The sequence below is a fragment of the Symplocastrum torsivum genome (assembly GCF_059505465.1).
In genome coordinates, this window is sequence record NZ_JCACKQ010000134.1 from 99672 (window position 1) to 114333 (window position 14662).

Below are 14662 nucleotides of genomic sequence, written 5' to 3' on the forward strand. Positions count from 1 at the left end.
ATGGTCGTTGAAGGACTACAAGCCGTAACTGCTGGGTTGGATAGCATCAGCCACTTGAGTGAGGCTCTAGGAACGTTGAACCATTATTTATCAAACGATTGGCTTGTGCTAGCGCAATCAGTCCAAGACCCAGAAGTTCTAACACGGATTCAAGATGCATGGAACAATTTCATTAGCACGGGTCAAGTCTGGGCACTGATAATTGGGCTAATTATTGGTTACCTCTTCCGGGGCATAACCTCATAGTGAGATTGGTCAATCGAAAGTTCTTAGTTTTTAGTTGTTAGACAAGGCTGCCCTTCTAACAACTAATAACCAACAACTAACAACTGCGAACTAAAGACTAAGGACTACTGCTGTGACAAAACAAACAACCTGGAGCCAGCGGTTTGAATCGGCTTTGCATCCTGCGATCGCTCGTTTCAATGCTAGTATTGGCTTCGATATTGCACTGATTGAGTACGACCTAACAGGCTCTGTTGCTCATGCCAAGATGCTGGCGCGTACTGGCATTATTTCCCCTGAGGAAGGGGAGCAACTGGTTGCAGGCTTAGAACAAATCCGCTCAGAGTACCGCGAAGGCAAGTTTAATCCCGGCGTTGATGCTGAGGATGTCCACTTTGCCGTTGAGCGACGCCTGACGGAGATTGCGGGAGATGTGGGGAAAAAGCTGCACACAGCGCGATCGCGTAATGACCAAGTAGGAACGGATACACGACTCTACCTCCGAGATCAGATTTCCCATATTCGCACTCAAGTGCGGGAGTTCCAATCTGTTCTCCTCAACCTCGCCGAAGCCAACGTCGAAACCCTGATTCCAGGCTATACTCACCTCCAACGTGCCCAGCCCCTGAGCCTAGCGCATCACCTTTTGGCATACTTTGAAATGCTACAGCGCGACTGGACGCGACTAGGGGAGATTTACCAACGGGTGAATATCTCCCCTTTAGGAAGCGGTGCCCTTGCTGGAACCACATTTCCCATTGATCGGCATTACGTTGCCAAAGAGTTGCAATTTAGTGGAATTTATGGTAATAGCCTGGATGGTGTAAGTGATCGCGATTTTGCGATCGAGTTCTTATGTGCCGCTAGCCTGATCATGGTTCACCTGAGTCGGTTGTCAGAGGAAATCATTCTCTGGGCATCCCAAGAATTTAGCTTTGTTACCCTCAAAGACACCTGCTCAACGGGTTCCAGCATCATGCCCCAAAAGAAAAACCCTGATGTCCCAGAACTGGTACGCGGGAAGACGGGTCGTGTTTTCGGTCACCTGCAAGCAATGTTGGTGTTGATGAAGGGGCTACCTCTGGCATATAACAAAGACTTGCAAGAGGATAAAGAAGCATTGTTTGATAGCGTCAAGACGGTTCAAGGCTGCTTAGAAGCAACGACAATTCTCTTGCGGGAAGGTCTGGAATTTAAGCGTGAGCGTTTAGCCGAAGCCGTTGCCGAAGACTTTTCTAACGCCACCGATGTTGCCGATTATCTAGCGTCGAAAGGCGTTCCTTTCCGAGAAGCTTACAACTTGGTTGGGAAAGTCGTGAGAACTTGTCTTGCGGCAGGTAAATTGCTGAAGGATTTGAGCTTGGAGGAATGGAAGGAATTACACCCAGCCTTTGAGGACGATATTTACAATGCGATCGCACCGACTCAAGTGGTTGCCGCCCGAAACAGTTACGGTGGCACAGGCTTTGAGCAGGTGCGTCAAGCCCTAAAAAACGCTCACGAGCGCTTAGTTGCTGAGTAAATTAGAGCTAAGTTAAGGTGTTGGCGGGATACGCTAGGTAAACCGCCTAAAAATATGAACCAAGCTTCTTTTTTCGGAGTGTTAGTTGCCATTGCACTGCCCTTCACAGGAATTGGTCTTCAACCAAGCACCGCTCAAGAAGGGCAACAACTCATCGCTCAACGCATCAACTGTACTAATCCAAATAGCACTGTAGAAATTAACGAATGTAGCCGTCGAGATGCTGCCGAATCTGACCGAAAGCTCAATCAAGTCTACCAGCAGCTAAGACCAAGATTGGTAGGGCAACAACGCCAACGATTAACTGATGCCCAACTCGCCTGGATTAAGTTTCGAGATACAACTTGTGAATATGAAAGAGGTGAGTGGGGTAATGGAACAGGTGCGCCCTATGGCTACTCGATTTGCCTTGATCGAGTAACACGACAACGGACAGAAGATTTGGAGCGATATTTGGAGAGGCTTAATCAATGATGCTGCATTGAGAATCTACTGATAAGCTGACTAAAAATCAGGAGTTAAAAGGACATTGCCATGAGGAATGAGACACTGGCAGTACACGCAGGTCGTAGCATTGACCCAGCAACAGGTGCTGTAACACCTCCGATTCATCTGTCTACTACCTTTGAGCGAGAAGCTGACGGTAGCTATCCTCATGGCTATGACTACATTCGTACCAACAACCCGAATCGAGAAGCCCTAGAAAAATGCCTGTGTGAATTAGAGGGCGGAGTTGCCGCTGCTGCTTTTTCTTCAGGTTCAGCCGCAACGGTGAGTGTATTTCAAGCCCTTGCACCAGGCGACCATGTTATTGCACCCAATGATGCATATACGGGAACGACGGCTCTTTTGAGAAATGTTCTTGCTCCTTGGGGTTTGCAGGTAACGTTCGTGGACATGACCAATCCCACTGACGTTAGCCAAGCAATTCAACCGAATACACGGCTGATTTGGATAGAAACACCATCCAATCCCCTACTTAAAATTACCGATATCGGGAAAATTTCTGCGATCGCTCATCAAGCTAATGCACTGTGTGTGTGTGATAACACTTGGGCTACTCCAATCGGTCAAAAACCCTTCAGCTGGGATGCTGACTTGATTGTGCATTCGATGACAAAGTATCTCGGTGGACACAGTGATGTCTTGGGAGGTGTGGTTATTTCCAGAGTTGAAGATGACTTCTTTAGGCGAATCAAGACCATTCAAACCAGTGGAGGTGCTGTTGCTTCACCCTTCGATTGTTGGCTAATCCTCCGGGGTATTCAAACCTTGCCCTATCGGATGCGGGCACATTCAGAAAATGCCTCAAAAGTAGCAACGGTCTTAAGTGACCACCCAAAGGTCGAACTTGTCCATTACCCCGGTCTCAAAGAGCATCCAGGACATGAAATTGCCGCGCTTCAAATGCCGCTTTTCGGTGGAATGCTTTCTTTCCAGGTAACAGGAGGACGTGAGGAAGCGTTTGCGTTAGTGGCAAAAGTACAACTGTTCACACGAGCAACTAGCCTTGGTGGTGTTGAAAGCTTGATTGAACACCGAGCTTCAATTGAAGGGCTAGGAACAAGCACTCCTGATAACCTGCTGCGAGTTTCTGTTGGTCTTGAACACCCAGATGATCTAATTGCGGATTTGGCGCAAGCTTTGGGTTAGTAGTTCGTTGTTTGTTATTGGTTGTTTGTTGTTATAGCAGTAGCTAATTAGGTTAGGACATCGACTAGAAGCGAGTCCTCGCCCCTTTTGCTATTTGGCTGAAAGCTGATTGCTGAAAGCTGACGGCTGATTGCGATGAAAGCAAAAACTGGGCATCAATCCGATCATAAATGGTTGATGCCCAGCTAAGTTAGAGCAAGTTTTTGCGTTGTAGATCATCTCTTGCTCACTCCTACGCAGGGATTGAGCTAATTCTCGTTTCCTATGTGCGGGAAGCTTCGCTTTTATTGACCGTAAGCGCGTGCTTTAGGGCTGTTTTGACTGCCCACAAGGTGACGCTATCAGCGAGGAGCATACTTCTAGAAATTCTCTTAAAGAGCAGAAGTATCTCGCTCGCCTCCTTGATCGCTATCTTCCTCTTCTTGGTTTTCATCCCTCGAAGTTCTGCTGTACCGCCGATTTTTAGAGAAACGACCCGTATTTTTGCGTTTACGAAACTTACGGGCGTAAGCTTGATTCCGCTGCGCCTTTTCTTTTTTTAGATTGCGGCGCTTTGCCATGTTTACCTCATGAATAACAAAAAATGTGCCTCGCTTGCCTCTTGCTTTGAGATTAAGCTTGGCTTGTCTATCTTACCAGTGTTAGACCTCCTGCTTGAGAAGCTGCCTCAAAACAGGTGATGTCTAGACTACTATGTAAGGCTTGCCAATGCTAGTATCTCTTGCGATCGCCACTTGGTTTCCAATGGTTTGTTTTGGGTCAAGCGTTGATAACACAGCAAAGCACGTTCAATCCATTCTGCACTATCTAGAGCAGAAATTGCAGAGTCTTCTTGGTGGAGTTGTTGAGGCGCGTGAAGAGTAAAATTCTTAAACGTTCAACGTTGAATTGCGTCAAAAAGTAGCTTTTTAACCGCTAACATGACCGAACTTGCATCAGGAGCGTCTATGATAACAGTCTGTAAGCAACCGATTACATAGGTAAAGAGAGCTTTCTCATCAATGTATCGAAAATGGCAATTTGTACAAACAGTGCTTGGAGTTATATTTCGCCATCCTGTCCCTGGCACCAGCATCATTCCAATTTTGCCGGATGGGCAAATTGTGCTGGTTCGGCGTCGTGATAATGGTAAGTGGTCACTGCCAGGAGGTATGGTGGACTGGCGCGAAGATATTGCTACATCCGTGCAGCGAGAGTTGGCTGAAGAAACAGGGCTAGAGGTGTTGGAAATTGCTCGATTAGTTGGAGTTTATTCAGCACCCGATCGCGACCCTAGGCTCCATTCTATTTGTGTCCTGGTAGAAGCAAAGGTTCAAGGAACAATACAGATACAAGACACATCAGAAATTTTGGAAGCTCAAGCCTTTCAACCCTCAGATATTCCATTAGGCACCCTCAGCCATGATAATGACCAGCAGTTGCAGGATTATTTTGATGGCAAAACAACTCTTGCTTAGAGGCTGAGGATGTAGAACAGTGAGAAGGTTGTCTTGTCTCCTCTTGTACTCTCTTGCCTAACAGCACATGTCTCACCAGAAAATGGGCAACCGTCTTGCCAATCTCCAATCCTTGAGAGTTAATCCCTTTTACCCGTCGGACTTAAAAGAAAAAGACCTTGCGATCAGGATGAATCTACCCTTACGAAATTCTCGAATTAAGCTACAGTCGGGGCAATTGTTCTGGCGTGAAGTGGGTCAGGGGCCAGTTCTCGTCTTTCTACATGGCTCTTGGAATGATGGTAGTCAATGGCTACCCGTTATTCAACAATTAAGCCAGGATTACCATTGCTTAGCCCCTGACTTACTGGGGTTTGGCGACTCACTCAAACCCAAACTCCACTACTCAATCCAACTAGAAGTTGAGTGCCTAGCGGAATACCTAGAATTGCTACACCTACCCCAGGTATATTTAATTGGTCATTCCTTGGGCGGTTGGATTGCTGCTAGCTATGCCTCGAAATATCCGGAGAAAGTCCGTGGTCTTGTATTACTCGCACCAGAGGGGGTTCAGGTAGAAGGACAGCGAGGACGTTGGCGGGGTTCACGATGGTTAGTCGGGCGTTCCTCTATTGGTTATAGTATTCTGCGATCGCTTTTGCCCCTAGCACGGCTATTTGGTCGTCATAAAGGCATTGAACAAGCCCTACAGCAACGGCAACTGCTCAACAGTTCACCCACCGCTTGCCAACTTTTGTTCCAGCGACGCCGCGCCGAAATTCAAGCCGAACTCTTGCAAGAACAACTTGACTGGCTCAAAGTACCAACGTTGATTCTACAAGGCAGCAGGGATACAACGGATGCGATCGCACGTAGCCAAACCTATGGCGATAAACTGCCACAAGCCTATCTAGAGATGATTGAACAGGCCGGTCATGACTTACCGGAAGCCTTCTCAGAACTGGTAGCTCAGTACATTAATGACTTTGTTGTAACGCAGGAGGAAAGTGTTCAAACAGATAACGTAGTAGGACTGTGAAAGCTGTTTTGCTCTCTTGGTAATCTCTTCCCCCACTCCCTACTTCCCTTGTTCAATCAATAAGCGCATTCCCCAAAAGATTAAGTAGGGGTCAGCTACAAGATGATATATGTCGTGAGGAAACTGGGCTTGAAGGTGAGTTAGCAGCAAGCGAGAGTCGCCGCCCGTTAGAGCAATCTGAGTATCTGGAAACTGACACCGCCAATCATTGATAAAGTCCTGGATACCTGCCAAGACGGTATAGACTACACCACTTTCAATTGCCGCTGATGTCTGCTTAGCCCAGCGAGGTGGTAGCTGTGGTGCGAGTTGGATGGCTGGTAAGGCCGCTGTGCTTCCTGCCAAAGACTTTAGCTGTAACCCTAGTCCTGGTAAAATCGCTCCCCCAATTAGCTGCTTGTCGGCATCAGCACCTGTAAAGGTTAAGGCGGTGCCAGCATCAATGACTAGCACTGGGTAACCATAAGTTTCCCCTGCACCCAACAAGGCTAAGGCACGGTCAATCCCCAAAGAAGGATAAAGTCCCAAAAGTGGCACTCGCTCTAGGGTAATGACATCACTATCAGAGTAGGTTTGCCAGAGTTTTGTCTGTTCTGGTACGACTGAAGCGAGATAAAGAGGTAGCGGGTTGGGATCATCCAATTGTTGAGATACTAACAAGGACGGAAAAATTTTCTCTGACATTACCCCAACTGCCCATTGCTGAATTAGTTCCTCAACGGTGGCTGTTGATAAATGGTCAGTATCCCAAGCCTCTCGAAGAATTCCCTCGACAAACCAAGCCCAGTGTAATCTGGAATTTCCAATTATTAAGGCGAGGCAGTTTCCTTTCACAGGGGTATAGGGCAGGGAATGAGTTGTTTAAGTATTTTTACTTAGCTACTATAGAAGAGTGAACCTGCTGAGTTTAGGGTTGATGCATCTTCTGCTCAAAAAAGCAAGATATCAATCTATAGCAAGATCTATGAAGAACCTATAAAAAAACAATAACTAAATGCAGAAAAGAAATGCATTGAGATTTCAATCTTCTTACGCTTCATATTAGGTTGCTTGATAAAGCCTCTAAAAATAGTTGTGTAAAAATAAAGAAAACATAAAAAATTAAAAGTAGCTGATTAAGGAGTTAAGAAATGGTATTACTCACTGACAGAAGCCAAAAGCGATTAACGATTCAGACGGGCGAAATAGCGGCAGATACAACAACGATTCGCTCATTGGACTGGGATCGCGATCGCTTTGATATTGAGTTTGGACTACAAAATGGTACAACCTACAACTCATTTCTGATTCGGGGCGAGAAAATCGCTTTAGTTGATACCTCTCATGAAAAGTTTCGTCAGCTATATTTAGACACCCTCAAAGGATTAATTGACCCTCCTAAAATTGATTACCTAATTATTAGCCATACGGAGCCAGATCATAGCGGTTTGGTCAAAGATGTCCTTCAACTCGCGCCTGATGTGACAGTGGTAGGAGCAAAGGTGGCAATTCAGTTTCTTGAAGATTTCGTGCATCAGCCCTTTAAGCGGCAAATTGTCAAAAATGGCGACAAATTGGATTTGGGCAATGGGCACGTTCTAGAGTTTGTCAATGCCCCTAATCTACACTGGCCTGACACAATCTTCAGCTACGACGCAGGAACTCAGGTAATCTTCACTTGCGATGCGTTTGGGATGCACTACTGCTCAGAGAGTACCTTTGATGAAGATTTAAGCAGGATTGAACCGGATTATCGATTTTACTACGACTGCCTAATGGCTCCAAATGCCCGTTCTGTGCTGTCTGCCCTCAAGCGGATGGGCGAGTTGGGTGAAGTAAAGATGGTTGCTAATGGTCATGGGCCATTGCTACGCCACAATGTTGAAGAATTAGTGAGTCGCTACCGCCGTTGGAGTCAAGCGCAGACAAAAGCAGAGACATCGGTTGTTGTGTTTTATGCTTCAGACTACGGCTATAGCGATCGCCTTTCCCAAGCCCTCGCTAGAGGTATCACCAAAACTGGTGTTGGTGTAGAGATGATGGACTTAAAATCCGCCGACCCTCAAGAAGTGCAGGAATTGGTCAGTCGTGCGGGTGGAATCGCGATCGCAATGCCTCCAGTATCCAGTAAGACGGCGGCGGCGGCTGTGGGCACAGTACTTGCTGCGGCTAAGTCTAAGCAAGCGATCGGTATTTTCGAGTCTTACGGTGGGGATGACGAACCGATTGACCCTCTATTAAGACAATTCCGGGATTTGGGCTTGAAAGAAGGCTTTCCTGCGATTCGGGTTAAGGATACCCCGACAGAAGCGACGTATCAACTTTTTGAAGAAGCGGGTACGGATATGGGGCAGTTGCTGACACGCGATCGCGGTATCAAGCAAAGAAAATCTCTTGATACTGAACTCGATAAAGCGCTAGGACGGATTAGTGGCGGATTGTATATTATCACCGCGAAAAAAGGTGATATTAAGGGCGCGATGCTAGCCTCCTGGGTATCTCAAGCCAGCTTCCAACCCTTGGGCTTGACGATTGCGGTGGCGAAAGACCGGGCGATTGAGTCGTTGATGCAAGTAGGTGATCGCTTTATCCTCAATATCTTAGAAGAAGGTAACTACCAAGCACTAATGAAGCACTTCCTCAAGCGCTTCCCACCTGGTGCCGACCGTTTTGCTGGGGTGAAAACTCAACCTGCTGAAAATGGTTCCCCAATCCTGACTGATGCCCTAGCTTATATAGAGTGCAAGGTTTCTAGCCGGATGGAACTTAGTGACCATTGGGTTGTTTATGCGACAGTTGATGCGGGTCGTGTTTCCAAGTCTGATGCTCTCACCGCCGTTCACCATCGCAAAGTCGGGAACTATTATTAAAGGGATTCAGGGTGGGCATTTCCCACCCTACAACTATCCATAGGGAAAGGTTGGAAGATGCTAGAAAAACCAGAAGAATTGGCTATAACTTTATCGGCTTCACCCAACCTTCCTACTAAGAACTCTCGAAATCTCAACAGAACTATTGCATTAGTTGAGGAGCTATTAGCCAAATCAAAGTCACCCAATGAGGCATTAGATTGGGCTAGAGTACGCGAGGTGATTCTTCGCCAGAATGAAGAAGTTAAACGAGAAAACCACCTGCGTTTTCTGGAAAAAAGCCAAATTATCTATAAGATTTCATTCTCCGGGGTTGCTTTCGTAGTCGGGATAGTGCTTTTTATCTGTGGCTATAAAGATGCTCTTTATCTAATCGGTGTAGGATTTGTGCCGCTAATTTCACGAAAAAAACCTACTTAGGCATTTTAGAGTAACACTCATGTTAGAAACGAAGCAAAGAGATGTCCAAGTTCTCCCAATCGGTGCAGAAACAACAGTCTTGCGATCGCGTACTTGGGATAGACTCAAGTTTGAAATCGAATACGCCCTACAACGAGGCACCACGGCTAATTCTTATTTAATTCAAGCCGATAAAATTGCTCTTTTTGACCCACCCGGTGAATCATTTACTGAAATATTCTTGGCGGCATTGCAACGTCGCATAGACCCAACCTCGTTGGATTATGTGATTCTCGGTCATGTCAATCCGAACCGGGGCGTTACGCTGAAAGCCTTGCTAGAGAAAGCTCCTCAGATTACCTTTGTTTGCTCAAATCCAGCCGCGATCGCTTTACGCGCTATTTTGCCAGACCACGACCTCAACATCAAGGTCGTGCGGGGAGAACAAACCCTAGATTTAGGCAGAGGTCATCACCTGCAATTTATCCCAACTCCTAGCCCCCGTTGGCCAGACGCCGTCTGTACCCACGACCCACAAACGGAAATTCTCTTTACCGATAAGTTATTTGGGGCGCACGTCTGCGGTGACCAGGTACTTGACGAAGGATGGGCGACGATTAGCGAAGACCGACGCTATTACTTCGATTGCCTAATGGCACCCCACGCACGGTATGTAGAAACAGCGTTAGATAAACTTACTGACTTCCAAGCCAGGATTTATGCAACAGGTCATGGCCCCTTAGTACGCTATAGCCTCATCCTACTAACTCAGTATTATCGCCAGTGGTGTGAGCAGCAAAAGTCTCAGGATACGACTGTTGCCTTGATTTATGCTTCGGCTTATGGTAATACAGCGACATTGGCACAAGCGATCGCACGGGGCATTACAAAAGCAGGGGTTGGAGTTGAATCGATTAACAGCGAAGTTGCTCAACCTTCGGAAATCCGGGAAGCGATAGAGAAATCTGACGGGTTTATTATGGGTTCCCCAACCCTTGGCGGTCATGCACCAACGCCCATCCAAACCGCATTGGGTTTGGTACTATCTACGGCTACTAAAACTAAACTTGCTGGTGTCTTTGGTTCCTACGGTTGGAGTGGTGAAGCCATTGACTTGATTGAGGATAAATTCCGCGATGCAGGTTATCGCTTTGGCTTCGAGACAATTCGGGTTAAATTCAAACCCACCGATGTCACCTTAAAGTTCTGTGAAGAAGCAGGCACGGACTTTGCCCAATCGCTAAAGAAAGCCAAAAAATCCCGAACCCCCAAGCAACCCGTCGGTGACTCCCAAGCTGCCCGTACCGAACAAGCGGTGGGGCGTTTGATTGGTTCTCTATGTATTGTCACCGCTAAACAAGGAGAAGTTAATGGTGCGATGCTTGCGGATTGGGTGTCTCAAGCCACGTTTACGCCTCCAGGTCTGACTATTGCTGTTGCCAAAGACCGGGCGATTGAATCACTGATGCACTCTGGAGATAAATTTGTCTTAAATATTCTCGAAGAGGGGAAGCATTTGGGTTTGATGAAGCATTTCCTCAAGCCATTTAGTCCCGGTGAAGACCGATTCGCTGGGGTTGCGACTCAAGAGGCTGAGAATGGCTGCCCGATTCTGACTGACTCCCTCGCTTATCTAGAATGCACGGTTGAAAATCGCATGGAATGCGGCGATCACTGGCTCGTCTATGGGGTTGTCAAGAATGGCAAAGTACTACAACCCGAAGGCGTTACGGCTGTGCATCATCGTAAATCAGGCACTCATTACTAAGCCGTCAACATTTCGTTTTCACAAGGATACTTGTGGCGATAAGTCGTAGAGACGTACCCTTTGGGAACGGCTAGGCTAGCGCCTCGCTAGTGCTGACGCACCGCTACGCTAACGCTAACGCCGAACCGCCGGAATGTCTCTACAAAGTTTTATGGGTTGCCGAAAAAGGGGATAGCTGACCCGGATTCGTATCACTTAAGATTCAGGAGTTACGCAGCTAATCGCTGAAAGCCTGATTTTGTCATAGGAACTTGGCAATGCCAAGCCTGTACAGCGTGTTGAAGTGGTAACCCTAAATCATATAGTTTCGTTTCGTGAAAACTCTTCCATCGGAGGGATGGTCTTAGGTTAAGATTTGGTTAATCATAGATTAAAGAAAACCTGTTGAGCAAGACTCTATTTCTAAAATCATGAAAAATCTTGACCCAATGAACAAAAACGGCTTTCTCTATCCGCGAAGCCGCTACTATGGAGCGTTTTCGCCGGAAACTCTAGCGTTTAATGCCAATTTACAAGAATTTGCTCAGAAAATTTCTTATATTTCTGCTTTAGAGACAGGAGGTAAATTATCTCCTGAGGAAGCTTACACTCAGGTAAAGCGTTTGTGGAAGCAGTTGAAGCAGAGTAAGAAGGAACTGAGAATTGGCTCAAATCCATCACCAGAGACGAAGTAGTTATTTTAGCCAATACATCTTCATTGAAAAATTGAAACAATCTATTCAAGCCAGGGAGTTGGCAAGTGCTGCTTTTGTCGTCGTACCGTAGTCCAATTCTCAAATAGCGATCGATGGCAAAGGTATTGGTGATTGAAGATGACGAACTGCTGCGTGAGAGTATCCTACACATATTAAACACAAGAGAGTTTAATGCGATCGGCGCTGGAGATGGTCGCTGCGGATTGCAGTTAGCCAAAGAATTTGTTCCAGATTTAATTTTGTGTGATGTAAGGATGCCAGAAATGAATGGCTATGAGGTTTTGAGGTCGTTACGTCAAGACCCAGTTACGGCAAGCCTTCCTTTTATCTTCCTCACTGCTGAGTCTAGCGAAGATGTCCTTCGCCAAGGGGAATTATTGGGAGCAAACGGCTATCTGACCAAGCCCTTTGCCACAGCTGAACTTCTGGAAGTCCTCGAAACCCATCTCAGGAAATAAAACTTTTTTCTCAGGTGAAGTTTCTAGGAAGTAGAAAAAATAATTAAACGCATATCCCGTCTCGATCCCTCCCCGATTCGGAGAGGGGTATCTGGTGCCCTTGCCTCATAGAGACAGAGCAAGGAAAACAAAAAAGCTGATAGCTGGCGGCTTTCTGCTATATCTGTGACTTCCATCAATACTCTCACTGGAGTAAGCGAATGTTTAACTCTGAAGTCTGGAGACTTCTGCAGTCTTTCTTGAGCTTTCTCAAGCGTCTACTGACTAAGCATTGGCGATCGCTCCTACTGCTATTGATTGGAGTTTTTTTGCCGTTACAGGTTTTTGGGGAGCTTGCTGAGGAGGTTTGGGAGAACGAAGGGGGTTTCCCTTGGGATGTGCCGCTTCTGTTAGCCATTCGCACAACAGCGCGACCTCAACTAGATGTTTTTGCAGTAACGCTGACTAAGTTTGGCGTGTTTTGGGGGGTATTTCCGGTCGCTGCTGTCGTTGTGCTAATTTTGTTCAGACAACGACGGTGGCGAGCGCTTGCTTATTTAACCACCACTTTGTTAGGAAGCATCGTCATCAATCGTACTGCCAAAGTTCTGCTGCATCGAGTACGTCCCCATTTGTGGGAGTCACCAGCGCCAGAGTTTGATTATGGATTTCCGAGTGGTCATGCGATGTCGAGTATGACGTTGGTGGCGGCTTTGCTGATTTTGACTTGGCATAGCCGTTGGCGCTTGCCAGTTCTGGTTGTTGGGGGCTTGTTTGTCTTAACGATTGGCTGGACAAGGCTCTATTTGGGGGTTCACTACCCTAGTGATATTTTGGCAGGCTGGATGGCTTCAGTTGCTTGGGCAGTGGGGGTTAGTGTACTTCTGAGACTACATCCCACGAACAGGCGCTCAAAGAATCAATAGAAATAGCAGGGGAGGGAAATTTTCATGCCATCGTTGTGAGTATTGGCTCATGATGCCTTCCCTTCTTGTGACGCTCCTACACCTCCCTAACGGATGAGACGTGAGGCTCCTGCGGGGTTAGCTGAATCTAGACGATCGCAAATTTTATTCAGTTTCATCTGTTAAAAGGAAGAGAAAACTGGGAACTATAGATGTGGAACGATATTTCCACACTATTAAATTTTCCATCCCAGTGGAGAGATAGAGATGCCTGAACTACCAAACTTCCGCAATGCTTCACTCCTCAGCCTTGCGCTTACCCATTGCTCCTACCGTGATGAACATGGGGGACTCGAAGACAATGAACGACTGAAGTATCTCGGTAACTCTGCCCTAGTTTTTTTGAGCAGTGCGTTTCTCTATAAGCTTTACCCAGAGATGGGGGAAGGAGAACTGACCTATCGGCGTTCTTCATTAATCAATCAAAATCAACTAGCAAAGTTCGCAATCGTCCTGGGCATCGATAAACAAATGCTAGTTGGCACAGAGGTAGTCAAAGAAGAGGGCGACCTAAGTACAACGTTACTTAGTAACATATTTCAAGCGATTATCGGTGCCTACTTTCTAGACTCCGGCATTGATGCTGTCCGTGCTTTTGTTAAACCTCTGTTCACCTCAGTACTAAGAAAAACAACTCGTTCTCGCTCTAGCCTGGATTACAAGGCTTTGTTTCAGCAATGGTCGCTCTTAAACGTTGGTCAAGTGCCTGATTATTTCATCCTTGAAGAGTCTCAACCAAATTGCCCTACAAGATTCACCGCCGCCGCCTGCGTAAGTGGCGAAGTGTATGGTGTGGCAACAGAGAGTAATCAACAATCTGCCGAGAAGCTTGCGGCTGAAGCGGCACTGAAAAAACTTGGACTAATGTTTTAGATCAAGGGAAAGGCGATCGCTATCTCTTAACGGATGCTTTGATTTCCTCCCACGTCAGCACATGATCTGGAACACAATCTTTATCAGCAATTCGACGAGCAAGCTCTTGCTTCTGTGCATTGGTTAGATCAGGGTAAACTTGCTCGGCTGCAATACCACTATCCCAAATTGCTTACACAAGTAGGTTGTTGCTCCTATGGCAGCCGACTGCGCCATTTCTTTGGATCTTGAGAACAATGAAAAACTGAGTAGACAATAATTGTATTGTCTGAATACTCATAGAAAAGAACGTAAGGGAATCGCCGAACTACAGCCCTTCGATAGCTTTCATAAACTACCCGGTAAAGCTCTGGATTCCGCCGGATGAACTGAATACAAGCATCGACACAACGAAGAAACTCTTCACCTAAACCAGATTCCTGTTCTTCGTACCAAAAATAAGCTTGAGCCGCATCTTGTTCTGCCTCTGGCAGAATAATCAGACTTCTAAGCACCATGCTGTCTGCTACGAATTCGTTCCTTAACGGCTTCCCATGAACTGCCTGAGTCAGAATTTTGCAAATAGATTGCTTTCCTCCTAGCAAGTTCTTCTTTTTGCCAATCAAGCACAGGGATTTGATCGGGAACCAAGGCAATACTGTCCCATAAGTCTTCGAGAAGTTGCAATTTTTCTGAGAGGGTTAACTCAAAAACCTGAGCAAATTCTGCGTTCATACTAACCTCGCTCAGTAACTAGCCATTATTTTGTTCTCAGTCTATCACTACCAACACTGATGTCCTCAGAATGACGTTTTGAGAAGC

19 protein-coding genes are annotated in these 14662 nt (G+C 46.5%); 14 read left to right on the forward strand and 5 right to left on the reverse strand.

All coding sequences use genetic code 11. The annotated features are described in order from the left end of the window. The 4 genes from AC5JL3_RS35015 to AC5JL3_RS35030 all read left to right on the forward strand — a co-directional run bounded on the left by AC5JL3_RS35015 (position 1) and on the right by AC5JL3_RS35030 (position 3400). Positions 1-246, forward strand: a complete 246-nt coding sequence (locus tag AC5JL3_RS35015) for a hypothetical protein (protein ID WP_199348906.1) — start codon at positions 1-3, stop codon at positions 244-246. A 112-nt stretch (positions 247-358) separates the two neighbouring features. Beyond that, positions 359-1747, forward strand: coding sequence for an argininosuccinate lyase (argH, locus tag AC5JL3_RS35020; protein ID WP_496078841.1), 1389 nt, complete (start codon positions 359-361; stop codon positions 1745-1747). A 54-nt stretch (positions 1748-1801) separates the two neighbouring features. Beyond that, entirely contained in the window at positions 1802-2221 is a 420-nt protein-coding gene (locus AC5JL3_RS35025; RefSeq protein WP_192221640.1) for a lysozyme inhibitor LprI family protein, read from the forward strand. Between the two features lie 60 nt (positions 2222-2281). After that, entirely contained in the window at positions 2282-3400 is a 1119-nt protein-coding gene (locus tag AC5JL3_RS35030) for a trans-sulfuration enzyme family protein (RefSeq protein ID WP_496078842.1), read from the forward strand. 371 nt (positions 3401-3771) lie between these two features. Here the strand turns inward: AC5JL3_RS35030 and AC5JL3_RS35035 are convergent, their stop codons facing one another. Further along, positions 3772-3960 carry an Asl3888 family RNA-binding protein gene (locus AC5JL3_RS35035; protein WP_192221638.1) on the reverse strand — a complete coding sequence of 63 codons (189 nt, stop codon included), beginning with the start codon at positions 3958-3960 and terminating at the stop codon, positions 3772-3774. 148 nt (positions 3961-4108) lie between these two features. Between AC5JL3_RS35035 and AC5JL3_RS35040 the strand changes: the two genes are divergently transcribed. The 3 genes from AC5JL3_RS35040 to AC5JL3_RS35050 all read left to right on the forward strand — a co-directional run bounded on the left by AC5JL3_RS35040 (position 4109) and on the right by AC5JL3_RS35050 (position 5875). After that, positions 4109-4264 carry a hypothetical protein gene (locus AC5JL3_RS35040; RefSeq protein ID WP_496078843.1) on the forward strand — a complete coding sequence of 52 codons (156 nt, stop codon included), beginning with the start codon at positions 4109-4111 and terminating at the stop codon, positions 4262-4264. A 137-nt stretch (positions 4265-4401) separates the two neighbouring features. Beyond that, on the forward strand, positions 4402-4857 hold the full coding sequence (locus AC5JL3_RS35045) for an NUDIX hydrolase (protein WP_192221637.1): 456 nt from the start codon (positions 4402-4404) through the stop codon (positions 4855-4857). 67 nt (positions 4858-4924) lie between these two features. Continuing rightward, entirely contained in the window at positions 4925-5875 is a 951-nt protein-coding gene (locus tag AC5JL3_RS35050) for an alpha/beta fold hydrolase (RefSeq protein WP_496078844.1), read from the forward strand. A gap of 39 nt (positions 5876-5914) precedes the next feature. Here AC5JL3_RS35050 and AC5JL3_RS35055 read toward each other — a convergent pair whose 3' ends face one another. Continuing rightward, complete coding sequence (locus AC5JL3_RS35055) at positions 5915-6709, reverse strand: pantothenate kinase (protein WP_496078845.1); 795 nt, start codon at positions 6707-6709, stop codon at positions 5915-5917. A 296-nt stretch (positions 6710-7005) separates the two neighbouring features. Between AC5JL3_RS35055 and AC5JL3_RS35060 the strand changes: the two genes are divergently transcribed. The 7 genes from AC5JL3_RS35060 (at position 7006) to rnc (ending at position 13861) form a co-directional block, all read left to right on the forward strand. After that, the gene (locus tag AC5JL3_RS35060) at positions 7006-8724 is read left to right on the forward strand and encodes a diflavin flavoprotein (RefSeq protein WP_496078846.1); all 1719 of its coding nucleotides are present in this window, start codon (positions 7006-7008) and stop codon (positions 8722-8724) included. A 57-nt stretch (positions 8725-8781) separates the two neighbouring features. Beyond that, the gene (locus AC5JL3_RS35065) at positions 8782-9144 is read left to right on the forward strand and encodes a hypothetical protein (protein ID WP_496078847.1); all 363 of its coding nucleotides are present in this window, start codon (positions 8782-8784) and stop codon (positions 9142-9144) included. 19 nt (positions 9145-9163) lie between these two features. Next, positions 9164-10891, forward strand: a complete 1728-nt coding sequence (locus AC5JL3_RS35070) for a diflavin flavoprotein (RefSeq protein ID WP_496078848.1) — start codon at positions 9164-9166, stop codon at positions 10889-10891. A gap of 410 nt (positions 10892-11301) precedes the next feature. After that, on the forward strand, positions 11302-11565 hold the full coding sequence (locus tag AC5JL3_RS35075; RefSeq protein WP_496078849.1) for a DUF7219 family protein: 264 nt from the start codon (positions 11302-11304) through the stop codon (positions 11563-11565). A 113-nt stretch (positions 11566-11678) separates the two neighbouring features. Further along, positions 11679-12044, forward strand: coding sequence for a response regulator (locus AC5JL3_RS35080; protein ID WP_496078850.1), 366 nt, complete (start codon positions 11679-11681; stop codon positions 12042-12044). A 200-nt stretch (positions 12045-12244) separates the two neighbouring features. After that, positions 12245-12949, forward strand: coding sequence for a phosphatase PAP2 family protein (locus AC5JL3_RS35085; protein WP_496078851.1), 705 nt, complete (start codon positions 12245-12247; stop codon positions 12947-12949). 246 nt (positions 12950-13195) lie between these two features. Further along, on the forward strand, positions 13196-13861 hold the full coding sequence (gene rnc, locus AC5JL3_RS35090; protein ID WP_496078852.1) for a ribonuclease III: 666 nt from the start codon (positions 13196-13198) through the stop codon (positions 13859-13861). A 19-nt stretch (positions 13862-13880) separates the two neighbouring features. Here rnc and AC5JL3_RS35095 read toward each other — a convergent pair whose 3' ends face one another. The 3 genes from AC5JL3_RS35095 to AC5JL3_RS35105 are packed head-to-tail and all read right to left on the reverse strand — an operon-like array spanning position 13881 to position 14575. Continuing rightward, complete coding sequence (locus tag AC5JL3_RS35095; protein WP_496078883.1) at positions 13881-14030, reverse strand: addiction module protein; 150 nt, start codon at positions 14028-14030, stop codon at positions 13881-13883. A 25-nt stretch (positions 14031-14055) separates the two neighbouring features. Beyond that, a complete protein-coding gene (locus AC5JL3_RS35100; RefSeq protein WP_496078853.1) occupies positions 14056-14358 on the reverse strand; it encodes a type II toxin-antitoxin system RelE/ParE family toxin in 303 nt (100 codons plus the stop codon). Further along, complete coding sequence (locus AC5JL3_RS35105) at positions 14348-14575, reverse strand: addiction module protein (RefSeq protein ID WP_496078854.1); 228 nt, start codon at positions 14573-14575, stop codon at positions 14348-14350. Before AC5JL3_RS35105 ends, AC5JL3_RS35100 begins: the two co-directional genes overlap by 11 nt. Between the last annotated feature and the right edge of the window lie 87 nt (positions 14576-14662).

What these genes read in the sequence shown, in the direction of transcription:
- AC5JL3_RS35035 (WP_192221638.1), bottom strand. Translation starts at nt 3,960, where the DNA reads ATGGCAAAGCGCCGCAATCTAAAAAAAGAAAAGGCGCAGCGGAATCAA.
- AC5JL3_RS35065 (WP_496078847.1), top strand. Translation starts at nt 8,782, where the DNA reads ATGCTAGAAAAACCAGAAGAATTGGCTATAACTTTATCGGCTTCACCC.
- AC5JL3_RS35025 (WP_192221640.1), top strand. Translation starts at nt 1,802, where the DNA reads ATGAACCAAGCTTCTTTTTTCGGAGTGTTAGTTGCCATTGCACTGCCC.
- AC5JL3_RS35045 (WP_192221637.1), top strand. Translation starts at nt 4,402, where the DNA reads ATGTATCGAAAATGGCAATTTGTACAAACAGTGCTTGGAGTTATATTT.
- AC5JL3_RS35085 (WP_496078851.1), top strand. Translation starts at nt 12,245, where the DNA reads ATGTTTAACTCTGAAGTCTGGAGACTTCTGCAGTCTTTCTTGAGCTTT.
- AC5JL3_RS35030 (WP_496078842.1), top strand. Translation starts at nt 2,282, where the DNA reads ATGAGGAATGAGACACTGGCAGTACACGCAGGTCGTAGCATTGACCCA.
- rnc (WP_496078852.1), top strand. Translation starts at nt 13,196, where the DNA reads ATGCCTGAACTACCAAACTTCCGCAATGCTTCACTCCTCAGCCTTGCG.
- AC5JL3_RS35060 (WP_496078846.1), top strand. Translation starts at nt 7,006, where the DNA reads ATGGTATTACTCACTGACAGAAGCCAAAAGCGATTAACGATTCAGACG.
- AC5JL3_RS35100 (WP_496078853.1), bottom strand. Translation starts at nt 14,358, where the DNA reads ATGGTGCTTAGAAGTCTGATTATTCTGCCAGAGGCAGAACAAGATGCG.
- AC5JL3_RS35075 (WP_496078849.1), top strand. Translation starts at nt 11,302, where the DNA reads ATGAAAAATCTTGACCCAATGAACAAAAACGGCTTTCTCTATCCGCGA.
- AC5JL3_RS35040 (WP_496078843.1), top strand. Translation starts at nt 4,109, where the DNA reads ATGCTAGTATCTCTTGCGATCGCCACTTGGTTTCCAATGGTTTGTTTT.
- AC5JL3_RS35080 (WP_496078850.1), top strand. Translation starts at nt 11,679, where the DNA reads ATGGCAAAGGTATTGGTGATTGAAGATGACGAACTGCTGCGTGAGAGT.
- AC5JL3_RS35050 (WP_496078844.1), top strand. Translation starts at nt 4,925, where the DNA reads ATGTCTCACCAGAAAATGGGCAACCGTCTTGCCAATCTCCAATCCTTG.
- AC5JL3_RS35070 (WP_496078848.1), top strand. Translation starts at nt 9,164, where the DNA reads ATGTTAGAAACGAAGCAAAGAGATGTCCAAGTTCTCCCAATCGGTGCA.
- AC5JL3_RS35105 (WP_496078854.1), bottom strand. Translation starts at nt 14,575, where the DNA reads ATGAACGCAGAATTTGCTCAGGTTTTTGAGTTAACCCTCTCAGAAAAA.
- AC5JL3_RS35015 (WP_199348906.1), top strand. Translation starts at nt 1, where the DNA reads ATGGTCGTTGAAGGACTACAAGCCGTAACTGCTGGGTTGGATAGCATC.